Origin of the sequence: Nocardia vinacea NBRC 16497, from assembly GCF_000308835.1 — a bacterium.
Taxonomy (GTDB): domain Bacteria; phylum Actinomycetota; class Actinomycetes; order Mycobacteriales; family Mycobacteriaceae; genus Nocardia; species Nocardia vinacea.
Genome location: NZ_BAGN01000072.1, coordinates 49,530 through 71,623 on the forward strand (window position 1 = coordinate 49,530; position 22,094 = coordinate 71,623).

Sequence of the window (22,094 nt, forward strand, 5' to 3'; positions counted from 1 at the left end):
CTCAGCTCACCTTCTTCGTGACGGTCTGGGAAATCAGTGCGGTACGGAGGAATTCGGCGGCCCGATCCAATGCCTTGTCCGCTTCCGGAACCAGCAGCGGCAATGCCTGGAAGACGTGCACCTGCCCCGGCCAGATCTCGAGTGCGCAGTCGCCGCCCGCGTCGCGCACCATCGCGTGCAGGTGTCGGGCGTCGGCGCCGAGCATTTCGGCGCCGCCGGCCTGGATCAGCAGCGGCGGCATGGCCATGCCCGGTGGAATTCTCAGCCGCAGGCGTGGTGCGTCGGCGGGCAGGTCGCGGGTGTAGGCGTGGGGGAGTCGGCCGGCCGCGCGCGCCGAGATGACCGGATCGCGTTGCCGCCGTTCCTGTTCGGCGGCCAAGCCGAGGGTGAGATCGATCAGCGGGGAGAACATCGCGACGGCGGCGGGTTGCGGCCGGGCGTGGCGGTCGTTCTCGATCAGCAGATCCAGTGTCAGATGCCCACCCGCGGAGTCGCAGGCGATCACCAGGTCTGCTGCGGCGAAACCGCGGTCGAGCAGCCAGCGGTATCCGGCCTCGACATCATCGGCGGCGGCCGGAAACCGATGCTCCGGCGCGAGCCGGTAGTCGGTGAGAAAGACCGGAAGTCCGGTTTTCCTGGACAATTGTGCGGCCAAGCCGCGGTGGGTGCGGGCCGAGCAGAGGACGTAGCCGCTGCCGTGGATGTAGTAGATGGCGCGCTGTCCGAAATCCACGCCGGGTGCGCGGACCCATTCGCCGCGGACAGCGCCGGACCTGACCTGGACGACGTATATGCCACGCGGCGTCGGACCCGCCGTGGCCATGATCGTCGCGATCAGTTTGCGTGCGAACCACACTCCCGGTGCGTTCATGGGTACCGCATTGTTCAGCGGCCGCAGCCCGACCTCGCATGCCGCGGCAGCGAGTCTGGACCGTGCCGACGGCACCGTCGGAACGCCGGGGACCGAGGTCCTCGTTGACCTTGTCATGAGCTAAGAGTCAGGCATGAATGTGCCAGTTGTCAATGGCACATTTAAAACAGGCTGTTTGCGGCGCGCGGTTATCGTGAGCCAAGGCCGCCGCTCATTGGGGTGGATTCAAGACGCCAGTGCCCGTAGCCGACAACGGCCTGGCCCCGATCCTGGGTGTGGTCAGTAACCCCGTTCGGTATCGATCGGAGCGAGCAGGTCACGCCCGGTGGTGAAGCGCTGCACATTCGCCCCGACATGGTCTGCGAAAGCCGCGAGCCGCAGCTGCGGTGGATTCGAATCATGCGGTGTGACAATGGCATTCGGTAGCACCCAGAGTGGGTGGCCGTCCGGCAGCGGTTCGGGATCGGTGACATCGAGACCGGCGCCGCCGATCGCGCCGGAGGCCAATGCGGCCACCAGCGCGTCGGTATCGATGAGGCTGCCGCGCGCCACATTGATCACCCAGGAAGACGGCTTCAACCGGGCCAGTTCCTCGGCTCCGACCAGGTGTTTCGTCTCGGGCGTCGCGGGTGCGGCGATCACCACGTGATCGGTGCGCGGCCAGATGCGGGCGAGATGTTCGGCCGGAAGGGTCTCGACGGTATCCGGAATGCCGGGTCCGGTCACCGGGCGGCCGGAGCGATTGACGGCGATGATGTGCGCGCCGAGCGGGACGAGCATGGGAATCAGGGCGCGCCCGATCCCGCCCGCGCCGACGATGGTGACCGTTCTGCCGTGCAGTGTGCCGACGTGCGGGAAGAAATCGTGCTGTCGCCAACTGCCCGCGCGCATGTGCTCCGGCAGATAACGCACTCCGGCGAGCAGCAGCATCAGCGCGTGCTCGGCCACGCTCGCGGCGAAAGCGCCTGCGGCGGAGGTGAATCGAATATCCGGGTGCCGAGCGAGAATGCCCGCGGTGAACCAGTCCTCGACACCGGCCGCGGGCAGCTGCACCCATTCGACGGACGGCGGCAACTCGTCCGGGAATTCGCCCGGCCCACCCGCCCAGATCAAGGCCCGCGCCTGCGGCAGATCCGCGACGGTCGCGCCGCCTTCGACGACGGCCTTGCGCAGCAGCGTCGGCGCGGGCGTCGACGGGCCGATCGCGACCGGCACCGGAACCTCGGCGGGGCTCATGGACGACCTCCTGTCGCGGGCAAAACCACTGGCACAGCGCCTGCGGCTGACTCCGCAGCGAACCGTAGCACCGGTGTCTTCTGTCCGGTCCGGGCCGTTCCAGTTCGGGCGGTCAGTCCTCGTCGAGTTCGACGTCCAGATTGTCGCGCTCGGCCCACTCCAGCAGTTGGTCGATGCGGAATACCGCCTCGTCGATGCCCTCGTGCAGATCGCCGAATTCGGTGAAGCGGGCGGGGACCGTCTTCATGGTGAAGTCGCGCGGGTCGGCGTCGGGTATCTCGTCCCAGCGGATGGGTGTGGAGACCGTCGCCTCCGGGACACCGCGCACCGAATAGGCGGCGGCGATGGTGTGGTCGCGGGCGTTCTGGTTGTAGTCGACGAACAGCAGTTTCGGATCGCGGTCCTTGCGCCACCAGGTGGTGGTCACATCGTCGGGCGCGCGGCGCTCGACCTCGTGCGCGAAGGCCAGTGCCGCGCGGCGCACCTCGGTGAAACCCCACTCCGGCGCGATGCGCACATAGATGTGCATGCCCTTGCCCCCGGAGGTTTTCGGCCAGCCGACCGCGCCCAGCTCGTCGAGTACTTCCTGCGCGACGCCCGCGACTCGCTGCACCCGCGACCACGGGCAATCCGGCATCGGGTCCAGGTCGATGCGCCATTCGTCGGGTCGTTCGGTGTCATCGCGGCGCGAGTTCCACGGATGGAATTCGACCGTGGACATCTGCACCGCCCAGATGACATCTGCCAGCTTGTCCACGCAGAGTTCGTCCGCATGTCGGCCGTAGCGCGGAAAGAAGACGCGCACGGTGGGAATCCAGTCCGGCGCGCCGGCGGGCAGCCGCTTCTGATGCACCTTGTCGCCCGCGAGCCCCTTGGGGAACCGATGCAGCATGCACGGCCTATCCCGCAGCGCGCGGACGATGCCGTCGCCGACGCTCAGGTAGTACTGCACCAGGTCGAGCTTGGTCGCACCGGATTCCGGGAAGTAGATCCGGTCCGGATTGGAGACGCGGACGGTGCGGTCGCCGACATCGAGTTCGACGGCGGGAGACGCGGACTTACTGGCCACGGTCCGACGATATCGGTTCGGTGGGTCCCCCGCCGGGGTCCCGAGTTATATACAGCTAAAACTGCGTAGGTAAAACTGTACAGTTGAGACTGAATAAATTAGAGTCGATGGCATGGACGAGAAGATCTCCGAATCGGCCGTCCGAGCCGCCAGTGAGGTGCGGGTTGTCGTCGGCAGGCTGCGGCGCCGCCTGCGTGAACTGGCCGCCGATGACGACCTCACCCCCTCGCAGGCGGCGGTACTGAGTCGCTTGGATCGGGACGGCGCGGCATCCACCAGTGATCTGGCGGCGGCCGAGCGGGTGCGTCCGCAGTCGATGGCGATGACCGTCGCGGCGCTGGATCGCTACGGATTCGTGGCGCGTCGTCCGGATCCCACGGACGGCCGCAGGCAATTGCTGTCGTTGACCGCCGCCGGCCGTGAGCGACTGAGGGGTGACCGGCAGGTGCGTCAGGAGTGGTTGGCGCGCACGCTGCACGAGCGGTATACCGAGGCGCAGCGGCGCACCATCCTCGAAGCGCTCGCATTGCTGGACGATGTGGCGCAATCATGACGGCCGTCGAAGAGCGCTCCGGATCATCCACTGGTACAAGGGGATTCGATCGCAGGCTGATCGCGCCGATGATCTTCGGCTCGATTCTGAATCCGATCAACTCCTCGATGCTGGCGGTGGCGCTGGTGCCGATCGGCAAGGCGTTCGGCGAGCCGCCATCGGAAACCATCTGGCTGGTGTCGGCGCTGTATCTGGCCACCGCGGTCGGGCAGCCGGTGGCCGGGCGGCTCGTCGACCGGTACGGGCCGCGCACGCTCTATCTGCTCGGTACCGCTTCGGTCGGTATCGCGGGCCTACTCGGTGCCGTCGCACCGGGGCTCGGTGTGCTGATCCTGTCCAGGGTGCTGCTCGGCTTCGGCACCTCGGCGGCGTATCCGGCCTCGATGTTCTTGTTGCGCAGCGAATCCGAGCGCACCGGATCGCAGAGCCCGGCCGGGGTGCTCGCGATGTTGTCGATCGCCAATCAGGTGATGGCGGTGGTCGGGCCGACGCTGGGTGGGGTGCTGATCGGTATCGGCGGCTGGCATCTGATCTTCACCATCAATGTGCCGTTATCGTTGGCTTGTCTGGCGCTCGGGCGGATGAGTTTGCCCAAATCGGCCGAACTGCCCGCGAGCGTGCGGGCACGACAGGGCGGTGGCGTGGATATCACCGGCATGGTGTTGTTCGCGGGAACGCTGGTCGTCTCGATGCTGTTTTTGATGAAACCGGCTGTCGCGCACTGGTATCTGCTTCCGCTCGCCGGTGCGGTGGGTACCGGATTCGTGCTGCGGGAGTTGCGTGCCGCCCAGCCGTTCATCGATCTGCGAGTGCTCGGCGGCAATGCGCCGTTGCTGGCCACCTATGGCCGCCAAGTGCTCGCGTTCGTCACGGCTTATGCCTTCCTGTACGGCTTTACGCAATGGCTGGAGGAGGGACGGTCGCTGAGTGCGTCCGTGGCCGGACTGGTGCTGCTACCGATGTCGTTGAGTGCCATCGCGATTACCGCGATCACCGGGCGGCGTCGCCAGGTGCGCGGCAAGCTCGTCGCCGGTGCTCTGCTACAGGTCACGGCGTGTGCGTGCCTGCTGCTGCTCGGTCCGCACACCGGGATCTGGCTGCTCGTGGTGGTCGGTGTGCTGAGTGGTCTGCCGCAGGGACTCAACGGGCTCGCCAATCAGAACGCCCTGTATCACCAGGCCGATCCGGCGCGGATGGCGTCGTCGGCCGGATTATTGCGCACCGGAACGTATCTCGGTGCGCTGATCGCGGCGGCGGCCGATGCCGCGGTATTTCCGCACGTCGCGGACAGTGCGGGAGTGCACGAGCTGGCACTGTTGCTGCTCGTCGTCTCGCTGCTGCTGGTCATCGTCACGGTCACCGATCGCTCGCTCGGGCGGGTCGGACGCGACTCCGCCTGATCTTGTTATGTCCCAGGATGATTCAGTCAAGAAAGGGTAATTCATGCCGGTCACCACACTCGACGAGCGCACCGCCCTGGTCGTCATCGACCTCCAGCAAGGCATTGTCGCCGCACCGCGCCAACCACATTCGGCCGCCGCGGTCATCGAGAATTCCGCCGCACTGGTCCACGCGTTTCGGGAGCACGGCCTCCCGGTCGTCCTTGTCCGCGTCTCGTTCGCGCCCGATGGTGCCGATCAGGTGCAGGGGCGCAATGAATTTCCGTATCCGGGCGGAAACCCGCCCGAGGGTTGGGACCGAATCGTGGACGAGCTCACCGGCCATCCGGAGGATATCCACGTCACCAAGCGCAACTGGGGCGCGTTCTACGGCACCGACCTCGATCTGCAACTGCGCCGGCGCGGCATCACCCAGATCGTGCTCGCCGGAATCGCCACCAGCATCGGCGTCGAATCCACCGCCCGTGCCGCCCACGAACACGGCTACCACGTCACCTTGGCCGTCGACGCGATGACCGACTCCGATGCCGAGGCCCACCAGCACAGCATCAGCAAGATCTTCCCGCGTCTCGGTGAGACCGGCAGCACCGCCGAAATCGTCGAACTGCTCGCCGCGACCCGCTGACCCGCGGCTTCGCCGGTTGTGAACACCGATGCCATCCGGAGCGAACGGGCGCACACTGGCGAGATGATGACCAAGCTGATGCGAGCGATTCGTCGACTGTTCGGCCGGGGCGCGGTGCCCGCAGGCGGTGGTCAGGGTCCTGGTGAGGCCGGTGGCGGAGCCGCGGGCGTCCGCGAGCCGCGCAGGCCGATACCGCCGGACGATCGACTGAGCGACACCAGGCGGATCGAGCCGGACCCGCCGACGCTTCGACTACCGGACGCGCGCCAGTAGGGCGCGTCCGGTGACCATCCGCGCAGGCTCAGTCGCGCCCGCGCAGCTCCGGCATGGGCGGTAGCTCGGTGGTATCGGCGATCGGGTCGATGCGCAGTTTGTCCAAGGATTCGAAGAATGCCTCGGCCGAGCCGTACCGCGCTTTGACCTCCTCCAGCAGCCGTTTTGCGGGAAGGTTCGAGTACATAGGCATATCGTGACCGATAGTTGCCGGTCCGAGACGCTAGTTAGCCAAATATTTGCCGGTTTGTTAGTTGCCGATCGGCAAACGGCGGGTTCGCGGACGCGAGCGAATCCGACTAGGTCTGGCTGGCGAGTGCGAACGGCAGCACTGCTGGTGCCCCCGCGTTGCGCAGCGCATGAGCGGCCACGGTCAGGGTCCAGCCGGTATCGGAGAGTGCGTCGACGAGCAGGATCGGACCGTCCACCGAACTCAGATCCGGGATCAGCCAGGAGTCGAACAGTCCGGCCACCCGGTGCGCCGAGTTCGCGGCGGACACCGGCGGCCGGTCCGGCCGCAGTTGCAAGGTGCCGAGGTCACGCAAACGGCCGACCTCGGCCAAGCGGGCGGCGAGGGTGGCGGTGAGCACCGGATAGCGGTGCGATTCGAGGGCCATTACCGCGGTCGGGCGCGTCGTCCAATTCCACTCGCGAAGCACCGCGATGCAGGCGTCGAACACCGCATCCGGCACCGGATCGTCGGGCGCATCCAGCAGGGCGCGCAGGCGCTGACCCCAGCTGAGATCGGTGAGCCGACCGAGTGCACGGCCGGTCTCCGCACCGTTGGAGATCTTGCCGGACAACGGAATACCGAGTTTTGCCATCCCGGTCGGCCACTGCTTACGCGGGGTGAGATCGAGGCCGGGACGGTCCAGCCGGGCGCGGGTCGCGGCGATGGCCGAGGAGTCGATGGTGGTATCGAGGCGGGTGCCGGTGCAGTTGTCGCAGCGGCCACAGCCGGGCGCGTCGGCCTCGAGTGCGGGCAAGCCTGGATCGTCGAGCTGGCGGCGCAGGAATTGCATCCGGCAGCCGGTGGTGCGCTGATAGTCGATCATCGCCTGCTGTTCGACCTCGCGGGCCGCGGCGAGACGTTCATAGCGTTCGGTGTCATAGACCCACGGCTGTCCGGTGGCGATCCAGCCGCCGCGGACCCGCCGCACCGCGCCGTCCACATCGAGCACCTTGAGCACCATTTCCAGTCGCGAGCGGTTCAGCTCGACCATGGGCTCGAGCGCGACGGTGGACATGGCCCGGTCGAAATCCAGTGCGTCGAGTACCGAGCGCACGATGTGTTCGCGCGGAAAGGCGACGGAGGCAAAGTAACTCCAGATCCGGGCGTCCTCCGGACCGGGCAGCAGCACCACCTCGGCGCGATCGGTGCCACGACCGGCACGACCCACCTGCTGGTAGTAGGCGATGGGGGAGGACGGTGCGCCGACGTGCACCACGAAACCGAGATCGGGTTTGTCGAAGCCCATACCGAGCGCCGAGGTGGCGATCAGCGCCTTCACCTCGTTGTTCAGCAGCGCCGCCTCCAGCGCCTCGCGTTCAGCGGTATCTGTCTGCCCGGTGTAGGCGGCGACATTGTGTCCGTGCGAATTCAGCACATCGGCGAGGTCGTGCGCGGCGGCGACGGTGAGGGTGTAGACGATGCCGGAGCCGGTCAGCTTGTCGAGGTGTCCGCTGAGCCATGCGGTGCGCTCGACGGCGTCGTCGAAACGCACCACCGACATGTGCAGCGATTCGCGATCCAGGGTTCCCCGCAGCACCAGCGTGGCGTTACCGATCTGGGTGGCGACATCGGTGACCACCCGATCGTTGGCGGTCGCGGTGGTCGCGAGCACCGGCACATCGGAGCCGAGATCGGCGATCAGGGTGCGGATGCGGCGGTAGTCGGGCCGGAAGTCGTGCCCCCAGTCCGAGACGCAGTGCGCCTCATCGATCACGACCAGTCCGGCGTCGGCGGCCAGCTTGGGCAATACCTGGTCGCGGAAGTCCGGATTGTTCAGCCGCTCCGGGCTGACCAGCAGCACATCCACCTCGCCCGCGGCCACCCGATCGTGGATCTCATCCCATTCGGTGACATTGCCGGAGTTGATGGTCGCCGCGACGACGCCCGCCCGTTCGGCCGCCGCGACCTGGTTGCGCATCAGCGCCAGCAGCGGCGACACGATCACCGTCGGCCCGCGCCCCGCCCGCCGCAGCAGCTTGGCCGCGATGAAATACACCGCCGACTTACCCCAACCGGTGCGCTGCACCACCAGCGCCCGCCGTCGCTGCACGATGAGCGCCTCGATCGCGGTCCACTGATCCTCGCGCAGTTGCGCCCGCGCACCCGCCAGATCGCGCAGCAACTCCTCGGCCCGCTCGCGCAGGTCGGGAGCGGTGAGGTCGATCGCTGACGTATCGGCCGCGGTGGTCATGCGCTCCATCGTGCCTGATGCCACCGACATCGGTATCGACGACTGTGCCGCGCGGCATCCGTTCGACGAAAGGCTCTGCGGATCGAAGGTTCCGATCGTTACCGGTGGACACAGACACCTCCGGCCCTGCCAGGGCGGCGCACCCACACGGATTCCCGACGTCGAGCCGGAACGCACGTAATACCCGCAGGCGAGTGCCGGGCCAGCGAGATATAGCTCACCGGTGACACCCGCGACCACTGCGGCTGAAAAGGCGAAATATCGCTGGGCAACGGACAATAGAGTGAGACGATTGCTCCGCACCGTGGGACCGCGCAGGAGGCAGCCATGACCAACTACGAGCCGCCGCCGGGTTGGTCGCCACCCGGTGCCCAATTCCGCACTACCGGTGGATTCGGGCGGACCGTTTTCGGCATACTGACCGGTCTGGTGGTGACCCCGGTCGGGATCGGACTAGCCGCGCATGCGGCGCTGGATACCCGGCAGTGGGTCATTCTCGGATCCGCGGCAAATCGGGCCGGGTCGACCTTCCAGATCGTCGGTGGGGCGCTGCTACTGCTCTTGGTGGCCGCGCTGGCAGCGTACTCACCGGCGGGCACGGTGCTGGCCGGGCTGGTCTGGGGTGCGGTGCCGGGATTCGTGTACTTCCTGTTCCCGGACGACACCTGGCGGATCATTCACGACGACCTGCCGATGTTGTCCGACGAAATGCGGTTAGCGCTGATCACCTGGGTGACGAGCGGCTACGCATTCATCCTCGGCGTGCTCCTGATCGGCGCGGGCGTCGCGGGCACGATGCGGCGGCGCTGACAGGGTCTGGTCCGAATTGCACTGGTGTGCAACGCAATTCGCCCCTGCGCGAGTCGATCTCCTTGCTACTGCGAGCCGGTCTGGTGGTGGGTGCGTGAGGGGGTAAGTGCAGGCGGGTTCGCCGGGCGTGGCGTGCGATGCGGCCGGGCGGAGGTTCTCGGCGTGCTTCTGATCGGCGCTCGCATTGTGGGCGACGCTGCAGTATCGCGGAGCTCGTTCGGGCTGAATTGCGTTTGTGCGCACCGCAATTCAGCCACGTCTCACCCCTTCACGCACAGCACCTGACGCAACGTCGCGACGATATCGACCAGATCGCGCTGCGCGGCGATGACCTCGTCGATGTCCTTGTATGCGGCTGGGATCTCGTCGACCACGCCCGCATCCTTGCGCGATTCCACGCCCTCGGTCTGCGCGATCAGATCCGCGACGGTGAACTGCTTCTTCGCCGCGTTCCGGCTCATCCGCCGACCCGCACCGTGTGATGCCGACTGGAACGAGGCCGGATTTCCCTTGCCGCGCACCACATATGAGCGTGTGCCCATCGAACCCGGAATCAACGCCAGATCGCCTGCGCCCGCCCGCACCGCACCCTTACGGGTGACCAGCATCGGCACACCGTCGATCTCCTCCTCCGCCACATAATTGTGATGACAGCTGATCGGGTCGTCGAAAAGCACCTCGCGCCCGGCGAATTCCGCGCGCACGGCACCGCACACGAGCGACAGCATGACCGCGCGGTTGCGTGCGGCGTATTCCTGAGCCCAGGTCAGATCGCGCCGGTAGGCTTCCATTTCCGGTGTGCCGGAAAGGAAGACGGCCAGATCGCGATCAGGCAGGTCCTGGTTGTGCGGCAATGCGCGCGCGACGGTCATATGCCGCTCGGCGAGTTCCTTGCCGATATTGCGGCTACCGGAGTGCAGCAGAATCCACACCGAATCGTGCTCGTCGAGGCAGACCTCGATGAAGTGGTTGCCGGAGCCGAGCGAGCCGATCTGCTTGTGCGCCTTGGATTCCAGTGCCTGCACGCCAGGATTCAGCGAGCCGAATTCGGACCAGAAACGCGCCCAGCCACCGACGTGCCTGGCCAACTCGCCATGTGAGGCGGCGAACTGCGCTCCCAGCTTCGCGACATCGACCGCATCCTTGTGCGACTGGAACCCCACCGGAACCGCCGCCTCGATGCGCGAGCGCAGCGAATGCAGATTATCCGGCAGGTCGGCGGCGGTGAGGTCGGTCCGCACGCTCTCCATGCCGCAGCCGATATCCACGCCGACGGCCGCGGGTGCGACGGCATCGCGCATGGCGATCACAGAGCCGACGGTCGCACCCTTGCCGAGGTGCACGTCGGGCATGACGCGGACGCCGTGGACCCATGGCAGTTGCGCGATATTCCGCAGCTGCCGCAGCGCGGACTGCTCGATTTCGTGCTCGTTGGCCCACATGAGCGTCTGCGCCCTGGTGCCGCGCAGCTCGACGGGAAACATGGGATGCGTCCTTTCTTGTTCGGTCTGTTCCCCTCAACGCTAGTTTCCCCGCAGGTCGATGCGCACTGAAATATTCGCGACCTCGGCTCGGAGGAATCGGCAGTCGGGCGTCGTCGGCGCGCTACCGGACGCGCACGCGGCCTTCCGCGACCGCTATCGTGCGGGGCGGAACTGTTCGGCGAGCGAAAGCCTGGTGAAGCTACGGTGAGCACCCCTCAGGGTGGATGGTCGGGTCCGCCAACGGCGTCCCGGTCCACCAAACCCGCTGTTGTCGTTCTGCTGGTGGTCGCCGCGCTGCTGGTCGTTGGCGTGGTCGGCGGCGTCGTGGCGCTGAAGAGTCGTACGAACGTCATTTCGGGTGTCGCGATGGCGGCGAACGTCGACTCCGGTACGACTCCGCCGGGCCTCACCGCCGCCGGCACGGTCCGTGTCGGCGATTCGAATGCGAAGGTCGTCGTTCGTGTGGTCGCGGACCTGCAATGCCCCGCATGCAAATCATTCGAGAAGCGCAACGCCAAGACGCTCGAAGACGCGGCCAAGAACGGCACGGCAATCATCGAATACGACGTCATCTCGTTCTTGGACCGCGCCTCCAGCACCCAGTACTCCTCGCGCGCCGCAAACGCGTCGTATTGCGTTGCCGGACAAGACCATTCGAAGTATCAAGGCTGGTTCGCCGCGATGTTCGAACAGCAGCCCGCCGAGGGCGGCAATGGGCTGCCGGACAGCAAACTCATCGAGATCGCCAAGAACGCGGGCTACACCGACCCGTCCGTCGCCCAATGCATTACCGACCGCAAATACGACACCTATCTTCGTGACAAGACCAAGCAGGTCCTCAACGGCGACGTCGACGCCACCCCGACCGTCTTCGTCAACGGTAAGAAACTCGACTCCAGCCAGCTGTCCAACGGGCTCGACGCTGCCATCGCCGCCGCACGCTAGGGGTAGGTGCGCACGGCATTTCCACGGGCGATCGCGATGACGAGCCCTTCGGCATCAGCGAGGGTGATGGCGTCGTCGGCGATCCATTCGTCCAGCAGGCGGCCGAGACCGCGCCGCCACAGCAGTGCGCCGAGGTAGTGCAACTCGGGGAGTCCGTAGCCGTCGGAGGAGTAGAGCATCGACCGGAACGGCGCGAGTTCGAGCGCCTCGCCGAGTACCGCCGCGGCTCGTTGTCCCACGTAGGGGATTGTCAGGCCGAGGTCCAGGTGCACGTGATCGAAGGCGTGCGCGAGGTAGGCGGCATTGCGGTGGAAGGGCCAGCAGTGCAGCAGCATGACCGATAATCCGGAGCCCGCGGTGGCATGCAGGAAGTCGGTGAGCAGCAGCGGATCGGTGTGCTGGAGCCGCAGATCCGTATCGCCGAATCCGGTGTGGAACTGCAGCGGCAGGCCGAATTCCGCTCCGATGCGGGCACCGAGCCCGACCAGCCAGCCGAGCGTCGCCGGATCGGTGAGGCGCAGTTCGTGGATGATCGTCGATGGCAGGGTATCGGTGACGGGAAAGTTCAGACCATAGCGGTATGCCACGATTGTCTTGAGGCCGACCGCATTTCGGGCCCGACCGCGCAATGTGGTTTCGATATCCTCGAAAGGCATTGTCGCGATGCTGACTTCGGCGATTACCTGTTCGGCTATCTGTTCGAGCCTGATGATCTCGCGCACCTCGCCAGGGGCGACCGCAGCGAATTCCGCTCGGCCACCGCCGAATCCGGTATCGAGAAACCATCGCGTGGTGCCGGAGGCGCGCAGCAGCCGGGTGGTCGTTTCACGCCAGCCGAGTTCGGCCCTGCGCGCCAGATACCTTTCCGGATCGGCATGTGGCTCCAGGTCGAGAACCGGTGCGCACCAACGCCTTACCGCAAGACCGATCGCCGAATCGAAGGTGCCGTGTTGCCCTTCACCGAGCAGCCGCTCGAAACCGGGTCGGTCCAGATCCGCGGCGACGACGCCGTGACAATGGTGATCGGTGAGCGCCACACCATCGGTGAGCACGCTAGAACCGCCAGCGGGTCATCTCGATCACCTTGGCCGGGCTGATATCCCGATAGCGTTCGGCCTCGGCGCGGCGCACGGTGAGCAGCGCATCGTGCAGTTCGACGCCGAGTGCCTCGGCGAGCACCTTGGAGTCGGCGAGTGCGTCGGCGGCCTCCATCGAACTGGTCGGCAACCGCCGCACACCCGACAGCATCAGTTGTTCGGCATCGAATCCCATTGGATCGCCGTTGATTTCGGCGGGCAAACGCAGTTCTTCGGCGATACCGGCGAGTCCGGCGGCAATGACCGTGCCGACGATCAGATACGGATTACCGGTCGCGTCGAAACATTTGACCTCGGCATTGGCTGCCCAGTCTTCGGTGCCCTGCACGCCGGTGATGAAGCGCAGCGCCGCCTCCCGCGTCTCCCGGCCCCAGCACTGCCAGACCCCGGCCCACCGCGAGGGTTGCAGCCGGAGGAAACTCGCCGGATTGCCCGCGCCGATCGCGACCAATGCGGGCAGTTCCCGCAGCACACCGGCCAGGAACGCCTCGCCCGCCCGGCGCATGCCGTGGGGTCCCTCGCCCTGCGCCAAGAGCGGTCCTTCGTCATCGTGCAGCGAAAAATGCAGGTGCGCACCGGAACCCGCGCCGTTTGGCTCGATACCCGGCGCGAGCAGCGCACGCCAACCGTATTGCGCGCTCACCTGCCGGATGGTGTGCCGCACCAGGATCGTGTCATCCGCGGCGGCGACCGGATCGTTGGGTGCGACCGACAATTCCAGTTGCGACAGCGCGTACTCCGGATGGAACTGATCGACAGCGACCTCCTGACGCTCCAACGCCGCGACGAGATCACTGGCGTACTCGCCCACCTGGCTCAACCGGATCAAGCTGTAGGCGGGTCCGAATACCGCTGGGACGAAATCGTTTTCGACATCCCCGCGCCCGACCGACCACTCCGTCTCGAATGCCATCGACAGCCGCAGACCGGCATTCTGTGCCGCCTGCGCCTGCCGCGTCGCGAAGGCGCGCTGACAGGCGACGAAGCGGGTGCCATCCTGGGTGAACTTATCGGCGGGCGCCCAGGCCCACCCCGGCTGACAGGCGAGTTCGGTCAACCGCGACAGATCGGGAATCAGCCTCAGGTCACCATCGGGTCCGCCGAGGTACCGCCCGACGGACATCAGATCGTCGAAGGTGAACGTCTCGAAACAGGGCGACACTCCGATCCCGAACCTGGCGGCATGTGCCAACCGCCCCTTCGGCACCGCCTTCACCCTGGTTATCCCGGCATTGTCCACAAAAGTCAGGGCAACCATATGGGCCTCGAGGTGCCCGATCAACGCATCGTGGGCACCCTCGGCCGGTATCCGATCCGGCATGGTGGGCATGAGTCCCAAGATAATCCGCCCTCGTCCGCTTCGGGACGGACTCGGCCTACCTCGTCGCGGCGCGGCCAGTTCGGCAGCTCGCCCGCTGCTCCCGTCGTCGCGGCTTATGATCGACCTATCGGGACCAGCTGGTTTTCGCCTCGAGAGGTAAGTACATGAGTCGCTCGCGGTGCGGTCGGAGTGCCAGGCCGCCGCAAACGCGCGAATTTCCGGGAAGTCTGCGCCTGTGATCGGGTGAGCGGTCGGTGTCCGACGGTAAGGCCGAGGGGACGCAACGCGACCTGACTTTCGGCATCGCAGCGGAACTGGCTGCGGCCGGGTTCGCCGACGCCCAAGAGATCGGCCGCGGCGCATTCGGCATCGTGTACCGATGCACCGAGTCCGCACTCGATCGGGACGTGGCGGTCAAGGTTCTCGGATCCACGGTCGACGACGAGGACCGGATCCGCTTCCTGCGCGAACAACGAGCGCTGGGGAAGTTCTCGACCCACCCGAACATCGTCCAGGTGCTGACGACCGACGTCACCCCGACCGGCCGGCCGTTCATCGTGATGCCCTTCCACCCCAGAGGCTCACTCGACGCGCGGATTCGCGCGGACGGACCGCTGCCGTGGCAGGAGGTATTGGCCGTGGGCGTGAAGCTGGCGGGCGCGCTGGCGACCGCGCACGCCTGCGGTGTCATCCATCGCGACGTCAATCCCGCTAACGTGCTGATCAGCGACTACGGTGAACCGCAGCTGGCGGACTTCGGTATCGCGCGCGTCGGCGGCGCGTTCGAGACAGCGGCCGGGCTCGTCGCGGGGACCCCGGCCTACACGGCTCCGGAGGTAATACGCGGCGAACCTCCGACGGTTCTCTCCGATATGTATGGGCTGGGCGCGACGCTGTTCGCAGCTCTCACCGGCCACGCCGCGTTCGAGCGCCAGGCGGGCGAGTCGATGGTGGCGCAGTTCGTGCGCATCACTTCCGAACCTGTCCCCGACCTGCGATCCGCCGGGGTACCAGCAATGGTGTGCGCCATCTTGGAAGCCGCGATGGCCGCCGACCCCGCTCTCCGCCCGGCCAGTGCCCAGGACTTCGGTGAACGGTTGCGCACCGCGCAGTTCTCCTGCGGGCTGCCGGTGGATACGATGGCCGCCCCGGAGCATGACGGATCCGTCGAAACGGTGTCGGTCGCGGGCGGTCGGCCGATCTCGTCGACAATGTCGGCTGCCGCAATCGCGTTGCCGCCGCAATCAGCCCCGAAGACCCGGTTCCGTCCACCGACGACGCTGCGCCGGCTGGTGAATCGCCCGCGGTTGCTGGAGACCTTACGGGAGGGACAATCCAGGCGGCTGGTCCTCATTCACGGCCCGGCGGGTTTCGGCAAGAGCAGCCTGGCCGCACAGTGGGCGCACGCGCTCGACGTGGACGGCGTCCGGGCTGCCTGGTTGGCGATCGCAGAGGACGACAACAATGTCGTGTGGTTCCTGAGCCACTTGGTGGAGTCGATTCGCCAGGTTCGTCCCACGCTGGCGATCGAACTGGCGCAGATTCTCGAGGAGCATTCCGCCGCCGTGGCGCAGCAGGTGATGACGGCCCTGATCAACGAGATCGACGACAGTGCGGAGCCCGTTGCCGTCGTGATCGACGATTGGCACCAGGTGACCAGTCCGGCGACCCTCGCGGCGATGGAGTTCCTGCTCGACAACGCGGGCCACTGCCTGCGATTTATCGTCACCAGCCGCACTCGCACCGGTCTTCCGTTGGGGCGCATGGGTGTTCAGGACGAACTGGTGGAAATCGACGAGACCGCACTGCGCTTCGATTCCGGGGAAACGACGGATTTCCTGGTCGGTGCGAAGAGATTGCACCTTTCCGACGCCGACGTCGACCGGCTGCGCGAGTCGACGGAGGGCTGGGTGGCGGCGCTGCAGCTCGCCTCACTGTCGCTGCGCGGCAAGGAGGATCCCGGCGGCTACCTGGACCAGATCACGGGGCAGCACTACGCCATCGGCGAATACCTGATGGAAAACGTCGTCGGCGAGCTCGAACCGACGATGCTCGACTTCGTCATTCGGACCGCCGTCACCGACACCATCTGCGGAGATCTCGCGGAGGCGCTGACCGGAGTGCGGTCCGGGCAGGAACAGCTCGAGGAGGTCCGGCGCCGAGACCTGTTCCTGCGCAGTGTCGATGACGAGCTGCGGTGGTTCCGCTATCACGCGCTCTTCGCGGACTTCTTGCGCCGCAGACTGATCCGGCAGCACCCCGGCTTGCTCGAACAGCTCCATCTGATCGCGTCGACCTGGTTCGCCGAGCACGATATGCTCACCGAAGCCGTGGATCACGCACTCGCGGCCGGCGCCGCCGAGCACGCGAAACAACTGGTGCAAGAACACGCCGACACGCTCATCGAAGATTCCCGCATGGCCACCTTCCTAGGCCTGGTGAAGAAGCTGCCCGCCGCGATCACGGTTGCCGATGCGCAACTGCAGCTGTCGGTGGCCTGGGCCAACATCTCGCTTCAGCGCCCCGCCGCCACCCGGACCGCGCTGGAACGTGTGGACGCGGCACTGACAACCGCCGCACCGGACGATCCCGGGACCGCGGATCTGCGCATCCAGGCTGATGTGACGTGCGCCGCGGAATACCTTGTGACGGACCGGTTCAAGGATTTCCCGGATGCCGCCGTGGCATGGCTGCAGCAGCCGGTACGACCGTTCTTCGCCAGCGTCGCGGCCACCACCGCGGAAGCGGCCGCTTTCTATCGTTTCGACTTTGCTGACGCCCGCCGCTGGCACGCATGGGCCGAGCCCTACCGGACCCGCGTCAACGGCCCGGCCGGCGTGGTATATGGCGCCTGCATCGCCGGCCAGGCCGCCGCTGAACAACTCGACATCGCCGGGGCCGAGGAGCTCTTCCGCTCCGCGTTCACCCTTGCCCGGAGTACCGGCAGCCAGTCCCACGCGACCCGGATGGCCAGCGGCCTGCTCGGCGAATTGCTTTATCAGAAAGGGGAATACGCGGAAGCGGCCGAGCTGCTGGCGCTCGGTCCCGGCGTCGCGACCGGTGCCATGGAATTCCTGGTCGCCGCCTACGGGACCGGTGCCAGGCTGGCCGCAATGCGTGGCGACCTCGATACCGCACGACGACGGTTGGACGAGGGGCAAACGGTCGCGGAGCACATCGCCCTGCCACGGCTGACCGCCCGCATCGTGCACGAGCGGGTACGACTGGGTCTGCCGATCACCGACGAAGACCGGCAGACGCTCGAACACCTGCCTACCTATCAGCGGCAACCGAACCACCCACTCGCGGTCACCGCCGAACTCACCCACGAGTCGGCCATTCGTCTGCTACTCGCCCAACAGTCACCGGCCGCCGCCGAGCGCGCCGCTGCCGCCGCCGAACAGATCCTCGCCGAAATCCGTACCCAGCCTCGCCCCCGCGCTCTTTTGCAGGCTCAATTGCTATACGGTGGATGCCTTTCCGTCGCCGGACACGCCGATCAGGCGATCGCCTGCCTGACTCCGGCACTTACTCGATGCGCCGAACTCGGTCTCGTCCGACTGGCCGTGGACAGTGCCCCCGCGATCGCGCCGATCGTGGAAACCCTGCTCGCTGCCCCGGACGCACCCGGCCAGCCACCTCGGCCTTTCCTGCGACAGATCCTGAAAGAGATCCACTCCTGAGCGCCGGTTTATCAAACAAGGCGAGAGGGGCTTGTGGTGACATCACTCGCCGCAAGAGCGGCATAGAAAAAGCCAGTGACGTTTGCCACGGGCGTAGGTGTAGTTGGGGTCGTTGTCCTCGCGGAATTGGCGGATGGTGTTGTCGAGGCAGCTCTGCAAGTGGGATTGGAGGAGTTGGGGGTCGGCGGGGTCGTCGCGGAGGACATTGTCGTTGTGGCGCAACAGGTATCGGCCATCGGGTAAGCCCGTGGTGTGGAGATCGCGGGCCGTGGTGGGGCGGCGATCGGTGACGGGCTCGGGCACACGGCGCTGCCAGCATCATCCGAACACCCGCGACAACTAAAACAGAATCAATCCGCCCAGCAGTGAGAAAAGTAGCTTTGTGATCTTTACTTAGCGGTGTGTCTTGCTATCTCGGAGAACTCGCAGCACGGTCGGTCCGCGTCGGCGTACGGACCAAAGGGGATGAATTACCCGAAAGCTCCGATATCGGACTCGAGCGTCCAGCGTGGTGGGCCGCGACGTTGCGGGTTGCCGGCGAGGTTGCCTCGGTAGTGGCGGTAGTGCTGCTGGCCGTCGGCACGGCTGTTGCCGAGGCGCCTACGTCGGGCCCGGACCTCGGCCCGCCGGGCGGATATCACGCTCCCGCCGAGAGCGGCACCGGTTTTCCTGCCCAGCCGGTCATTACCGGGATCGAGCCGATCACCGACCGTTGGCTGAGGGTGTCCGTGCAATCGCCGTCGATGAACCGGGTCGTACAGGTGCAGATTCTGCTCCCGGCCGACCGCAGCCGGCCACGACCCACCCTGTACATGCTCGACGGGCGCGGCGCTCCCGAGAACGCCAGCAGCTGGACCGAGTACGGGCACGCTGTGACGTTCTTCGCCGACAAGAACGTCAACGTCGTGCTGACCACCGGAGGTCCCGCCAACCTCTACACCGACTGGCAACGCCGAGACCCCGTCCTGGGCACCAACAAATGGGAAACCTTTCTCACCCGCGAACTGCCCCCACTGATCGACGCCCAATTCGAGGGCAACGGGCACAAGGCAATCCAAGGCGTGTCGATGGGCGGCGAGGCCGCGATGATGCTGACGATGCGCAACCCGGGCGCCTACCGGGCGGTGGCGGCCCACAGCGGCTGTTACAGCGTCGCCCCAGGGGCCGGTCAAGCCCAGGCCCGCGCGATCGTGAAAACCTACGGTGGCGACCCGGACAACATGTTCGGGACCGTCGACGATCCCGACTGGCTCGCCCACGACGTCATGACACACGCGGAAGCTCTGCGCGGCACCGCAATCTACCTGTCCAGCGGCAGCGGGATTCCGGGTGAACACGATATCTCCGGCGAGGTGGACGACCTCACCGACGCCATCACCGTTGGTGGCTCCCTGGAAGCAGGCGCGTACGCATGCCTCGCCAAGCTCTCCGATCGGCTGGCACAACTGCGGATTCCCGCGACGGTGAACCTGCGGCCCACCGGCACGCATTCGTGGCCGTATTGGGCCGACGAATTGGTCCGGTCCTGGCCGCTCATCGCCCATGCGCTCGATATCGACACGTCGTTCTCGGCTACGGACCACAAGTAGGGCCGGTACGCGCCTCATGTGGTCGGGCTCGTAGTAGCCGAAGCATTCCTATGTCGCGGACTGGGATGACCGCCGGAGTGGCAGCGGCGGGTCGACGTACCGCTTCTTCGAAGCGTCTCTCGCCACTGCTCAGTGGTCGATCTGGATACGTTGGATTGAAACGGGAACGGCCTCAGTCCGTTACGTGGGACTGAGGCCGTTGGCTGTGGTCGGGAGCTGTTATGTGGTGGGACGGGTGAACTCACCGTCTTGTACGCCTGCTGCGAAGGCATCCCACTCGCCGGGGGTGAATATCAGGGCTGGGCCGGTTGGGTTTTTCGAGTCGCGGACGCCGACTCTGCCTTCGTCGAGCCAGGCCACCTCGACGCATTTTGCACCGCTCTCGCTGCGACTGCTCTTGAACCACTTTGCCTTGGACAGGTCAGCGTTCACCACGTTCGTGCTCCTTCGCTATCTGCCGCAACAGGTTTCTGCTCTCGATCTCACCCAGAGATACCCCCTGGATGGCTGTATGAAGCTCATGATAAAGCCGAACTTCATCGGGCTTCTCGAGGTAGACGTCCTGCGCAGCTCCGCCCTCTACGAACACTATGGGAGGCTCAACAGGGTCTCCCTTAGTGGTTCGGTCGAAATCCAGGATGATGAACGGGCCAAAAGGCATTCCCCATGTCAAACCTGCACTGTACGGAACTATCCGTATCGTGATGTTCGGTCGTTTCGACATCTCGGCAAGGTGCCTCAGCTGCGCAGCCATGACGCACGGGCCGCCGATGACACGGTAGAGCGCTGATACATGCAGCAGTACCTCCATCTGCACAGGATTCGTCTTGCGGGTGACAATGGCTTGCCGCTTCATTCGATGCTCGACGCGCCGATCAACTTCGGAGCTGGTGAACTCCGGAAACGCGCGAATTATTGCTCGCGCGTATTCGGCTGTTTGGAGCAGACCCGGTAGGTGTTGCTCATGGTAGGTGCTCAGCCGATGGGCAGCTGCTTCGAGTCCGACGTACATGGTGAAGGCAATACCGTACAAGCCACCGTAGACGTGGTGCCATGTCTTGGCTCGACCCCGCACTGCGAGATCGACCGCTATCGCAGTCTCGTCTTCCGCAACCTCGTACATCTCGCATAGCGCTTGTACATCCCGTTCACGGACCTTCTGAATTTGTCCGGTCTCGATTCGCTGGAGCACGGCCCTCGACAGGTCAACTAATTTGGCGGCTTCAGCGATGGTGAACCCGGTTCCTTCGCGGCGCTCGCGGAGGAACCGCCCAAGTTGGCGGCGTGGCAGGGTTGATGACGGGCTGTCGTCTTCGATACTGGTCACGAGGGTCTCCTGGAATCGAGTCACGTCGGGTCGGAAACCGAGTCTGTTTCTACAGCGGAACCGAGTCCCGTTCTGGCGCTTTGAAGCAATCGCAATCGAGTTCTCGCTTCTGCTGGCCGCGAGCAGTTGCTGATGCTGTGCTGTGCACGGCGTTCGAGATGAGAACTGATGAGGCACGAGACCTGCTCGGCCGCCACCCACCGTAATCCATCGACCGAAGGGGCGGAGCGATGATGAACAATCAAGTGGCAGAACCAGATACCGGGCGATTCGACACGCTCAAGGCGGTCGGATTCGTGCGCGGTGACGTGTCCGGACTCGCTGCACCCCGGCACGCGAGCGCGGTGATGCAACACGCGCGGCTACTGGGATATCAGTACGTGTACACGATAAGGCCGCCGCAGGACACCTCCGATCCGATCGGATATGCCCTCGGTATCGCGTCCGGGCTCGGTGTGGCCGCGATCGTCGTCTACGACCTGGCTCAGGTCAACGATCAACCGGCGCGGGTGTGCGAGGACTTCGATCTCGAAACCGTCTGTCCCGCAACCACATGGGCCAGGGTCACACACCCGACCGTTGAGACGGGAGCGGCGTGATGGGGGAGGACACGATCCTGGCACCGCCGAGTGTTTGTGGGTATGTCGATATCGAGTTGGCGCACGAGCAGATGCGCCAACATCGCGCTTGTGGGATCGGACGGTGCGTGTGGAAAGCGGCGGCGTATTACACGCTGGTTGATGCGGGTCGCCTTGCGCCACAGTCGTTGACGCCGCGTGAGCGTGCTGCCGCTCGCGGGCTCGAGTTTCCACCGCTCGACAGCCAGGTGCACGTGGACGGTGGGCCGACGTCGCGAACCCTGCGTGAAGTGCTGGACAAACTTACCGAACTAACGCTGCCGGGCACGGACGGCGGTGGCCACGGGTAGTCGGTCCGGGATGAGCGAGCATCGCACCGAGGTGGACGGCTGGCAGGCGATCTGGCGGATCGACAACTGCTGCATTCGAATGATGTTGGTGCGCAACATATCCGAATCGGAGACGCTGATCTCGATGCCGAGCGTCGTCGCCGCGCCGGATCTGGTGCAGGTCCGCGAGCGGTTCCCGGAACTGGCGCGCTTGTGGGACGCGGTACGGCACGAATATTGGGTTGAATCCCTCGGCCCCGGGAGCAGCGGCGCACGATCTGACCGACCGGCATCGATCACATGAATGGCCCGCACGGGCATAGGTCGGAGGTAGTGCCGCGTCCAGATTTCTTGCTGCGCTATCCGCCTCCGGCAGCTCGCCGAGCGTGACATGGCGGTCGAATTCGGCGTGGGCGACCACCATTCGACTACGTTCGACGGAACCCACCGCTCGAGCAGCGATACGGGCAGGAGCTTTCTG

Annotated in this window: 22 protein-coding genes; 12 read left to right on the forward strand and 10 right to left on the reverse strand. The window is 65.9% G+C overall.

Translation table 11 applies throughout. The features are described 5' to 3' along the window. Nucleotide 1: 1 nt before the first annotated feature. The 3 genes from ON44_RS08655 to ligD form a co-directional block, all read right to left on the reverse strand. Nucleotides 2-988 carry an alpha/beta hydrolase gene (locus tag ON44_RS08655; protein ID WP_040687746.1) on the reverse strand — a complete coding sequence of 329 codons (987 nt, stop codon included), beginning with the start codon at nt 986-988 and terminating at the stop codon, nt 2-4. A 162-nt stretch (nt 989-1,150) separates the two neighbouring features. Next, on the reverse strand, nt 1,151-2,107 hold the full coding sequence (locus ON44_RS08660; protein ID WP_040687749.1) for a D-isomer specific 2-hydroxyacid dehydrogenase family protein: 957 nt from the start codon (nt 2,105-2,107) through the stop codon (nt 1,151-1,153). A gap of 112 nt (nt 2,108-2,219) precedes the next feature. Next, on the reverse strand, nt 2,220-3,176 hold the full coding sequence (ligD, locus tag ON44_RS08665) for a non-homologous end-joining DNA ligase (RefSeq protein ID WP_040687752.1): 957 nt from the start codon (nt 3,174-3,176) through the stop codon (nt 2,220-2,222). 112 nt (nt 3,177-3,288) lie between these two features. Here ligD and ON44_RS08670 point away from each other — a divergent pair, with 112 nt between their 5' ends. The 4 genes from ON44_RS08670 (at nt 3,289) to ON44_RS08685 (ending at nt 6,027) form a co-directional block, all read left to right on the forward strand. Continuing rightward, a complete protein-coding gene (locus ON44_RS08670; RefSeq protein ID WP_040687754.1) occupies nt 3,289-3,729 on the forward strand; it encodes a MarR family winged helix-turn-helix transcriptional regulator in 441 nt (146 codons plus the stop codon). Next, nucleotides 3,726-5,129, forward strand: a complete 1,404-nt coding sequence (locus tag ON44_RS08675) for an MFS transporter (protein WP_040687759.1) — start codon at nt 3,726-3,728, stop codon at nt 5,127-5,129. The genes ON44_RS08670 and ON44_RS08675 overlap by 4 nt, the downstream gene beginning before the upstream one ends. A gap of 43 nt (nt 5,130-5,172) precedes the next feature. Then, on the forward strand, nt 5,173-5,754 hold the full coding sequence (locus tag ON44_RS08680; protein WP_040687761.1) for a hydrolase: 582 nt from the start codon (nt 5,173-5,175) through the stop codon (nt 5,752-5,754). Nucleotides 5,755-5,817: 63 nt separating this feature from the next. Continuing rightward, complete coding sequence (locus ON44_RS08685; protein ID WP_157187083.1) at nt 5,818-6,027, forward strand: hypothetical protein; 210 nt, start codon at nt 5,818-5,820, stop codon at nt 6,025-6,027. A 28-nt stretch (nt 6,028-6,055) separates the two neighbouring features. On the opposite strand, the gene ON44_RS50045 is transcribed toward ON44_RS08685, so the two are convergent. Together ON44_RS50045 and ON44_RS08690 are read right to left on the reverse strand one after the other, a co-directional pair. Continuing rightward, on the reverse strand, nt 6,056-6,214 hold the full coding sequence (locus ON44_RS50045; protein WP_157187084.1) for a hypothetical protein: 159 nt from the start codon (nt 6,212-6,214) through the stop codon (nt 6,056-6,058). Nucleotides 6,215-6,326: 112 nt separating this feature from the next. After that, nucleotides 6,327-8,459, reverse strand: coding sequence for a RecQ family ATP-dependent DNA helicase (locus ON44_RS08690; protein WP_174415020.1), 2,133 nt, complete (start codon nt 8,457-8,459; stop codon nt 6,327-6,329). A 318-nt stretch (nt 8,460-8,777) separates the two neighbouring features. On the opposite strand from ON44_RS08690, the gene ON44_RS08700 reads away from it, so the two are divergent. Then, entirely contained in the window at nt 8,778-9,260 is a 483-nt protein-coding gene (locus ON44_RS08700; protein WP_040687767.1) for a hypothetical protein, read from the forward strand. 260 nt (nt 9,261-9,520) lie between these two features. Here ON44_RS08700 and ON44_RS08705 read toward each other — a convergent pair whose 3' ends face one another. Then, a complete protein-coding gene (locus tag ON44_RS08705; RefSeq protein WP_040687769.1) occupies nt 9,521-10,744 on the reverse strand; it encodes an RtcB family protein in 1,224 nt (407 codons plus the stop codon). A gap of 204 nt (nt 10,745-10,948) precedes the next feature. On the opposite strand from ON44_RS08705, the gene ON44_RS08710 reads away from it, so the two are divergent. Continuing rightward, nucleotides 10,949-11,689 carry a DsbA family protein gene (locus ON44_RS08710; protein WP_063721532.1) on the forward strand — a complete coding sequence of 247 codons (741 nt, stop codon included), beginning with the start codon at nt 10,949-10,951 and terminating at the stop codon, nt 11,687-11,689. Here ON44_RS08710 and ON44_RS08715 read toward each other — a convergent pair. Both ON44_RS08715 and ON44_RS08720 read right to left on the reverse strand, forming a co-directional pair. After that, nucleotides 11,686-12,741, reverse strand: coding sequence for an amidohydrolase family protein (locus ON44_RS08715; RefSeq protein WP_040687773.1), 1,056 nt, complete (start codon nt 12,739-12,741; stop codon nt 11,686-11,688). The genes ON44_RS08710 and ON44_RS08715 overlap by 4 nt on opposite strands. A 1-nt stretch (nt 12,742) precedes the next feature. Beyond that, complete coding sequence (locus ON44_RS08720) at nt 12,743-14,116, reverse strand: type I glutamate--ammonia ligase (RefSeq protein ID WP_040687775.1); 1,374 nt, start codon at nt 14,114-14,116, stop codon at nt 12,743-12,745. 245 nt (nt 14,117-14,361) lie between these two features. On the opposite strand from ON44_RS08720, the gene ON44_RS08725 reads away from it, so the two are divergent. The 3 genes from ON44_RS08725 (at nt 14,362) to ON44_RS08730 (ending at nt 19,379) form a co-directional block, all read left to right on the forward strand. Next, the gene (locus ON44_RS08725; protein WP_040687776.1) at nt 14,362-17,790 is read left to right on the forward strand and encodes a serine/threonine-protein kinase; all 3,429 of its coding nucleotides are present in this window, start codon (nt 14,362-14,364) and stop codon (nt 17,788-17,790) included. A gap of 75 nt (nt 17,791-17,865) precedes the next feature. After that, nucleotides 17,866-18,033 carry a hypothetical protein gene (locus ON44_RS50050; protein ID WP_157187085.1) on the forward strand — a complete coding sequence of 56 codons (168 nt, stop codon included), beginning with the start codon at nt 17,866-17,868 and terminating at the stop codon, nt 18,031-18,033. 158 nt (nt 18,034-18,191) lie between these two features. Further along, a complete protein-coding gene (locus ON44_RS08730; protein WP_245567068.1) occupies nt 18,192-19,379 on the forward strand; it encodes an alpha/beta hydrolase in 1,188 nt (395 codons plus the stop codon). A gap of 219 nt (nt 19,380-19,598) precedes the next feature. On the opposite strand, the gene ON44_RS08735 is transcribed toward ON44_RS08730, so the two are convergent. Beyond that, entirely contained in the window at nt 19,599-19,811 is a 213-nt protein-coding gene (locus ON44_RS08735) for a DUF397 domain-containing protein (RefSeq protein ID WP_040687814.1), read from the reverse strand. Then, entirely contained in the window at nt 19,801-20,706 is a 906-nt protein-coding gene (locus tag ON44_RS08740; RefSeq protein WP_157187086.1) for a helix-turn-helix domain-containing protein, read from the reverse strand. The genes ON44_RS08735 and ON44_RS08740 overlap by 11 nt, the downstream gene beginning before the upstream one ends. A gap of 230 nt (nt 20,707-20,936) precedes the next feature. Here ON44_RS08740 and ON44_RS08745 point away from each other — a divergent pair, with 230 nt between their 5' ends. From ON44_RS08745 to ON44_RS08755, 3 genes are read left to right on the forward strand one after another with little or no spacing between them, the layout of a single operon-like run. Beyond that, the gene (locus ON44_RS08745; protein WP_040687781.1) at nt 20,937-21,305 is read left to right on the forward strand and encodes a hypothetical protein; all 369 of its coding nucleotides are present in this window, start codon (nt 20,937-20,939) and stop codon (nt 21,303-21,305) included. Further along, nucleotides 21,305-21,634: a hypothetical protein gene (locus ON44_RS08750; RefSeq protein ID WP_040687784.1), complete on the forward strand. Its 330-nt coding sequence runs from the start codon at nt 21,305-21,307 to the stop codon at nt 21,632-21,634. The genes ON44_RS08745 and ON44_RS08750 overlap by 1 nt, the downstream gene beginning before the upstream one ends. A 10-nt stretch (nt 21,635-21,644) precedes the next feature. Next, nucleotides 21,645-21,917, forward strand: coding sequence for a hypothetical protein (locus tag ON44_RS08755; RefSeq protein ID WP_040687786.1), 273 nt, complete (start codon nt 21,645-21,647; stop codon nt 21,915-21,917). Nucleotides 21,918-22,094: the final 177 nt, after the last annotated feature.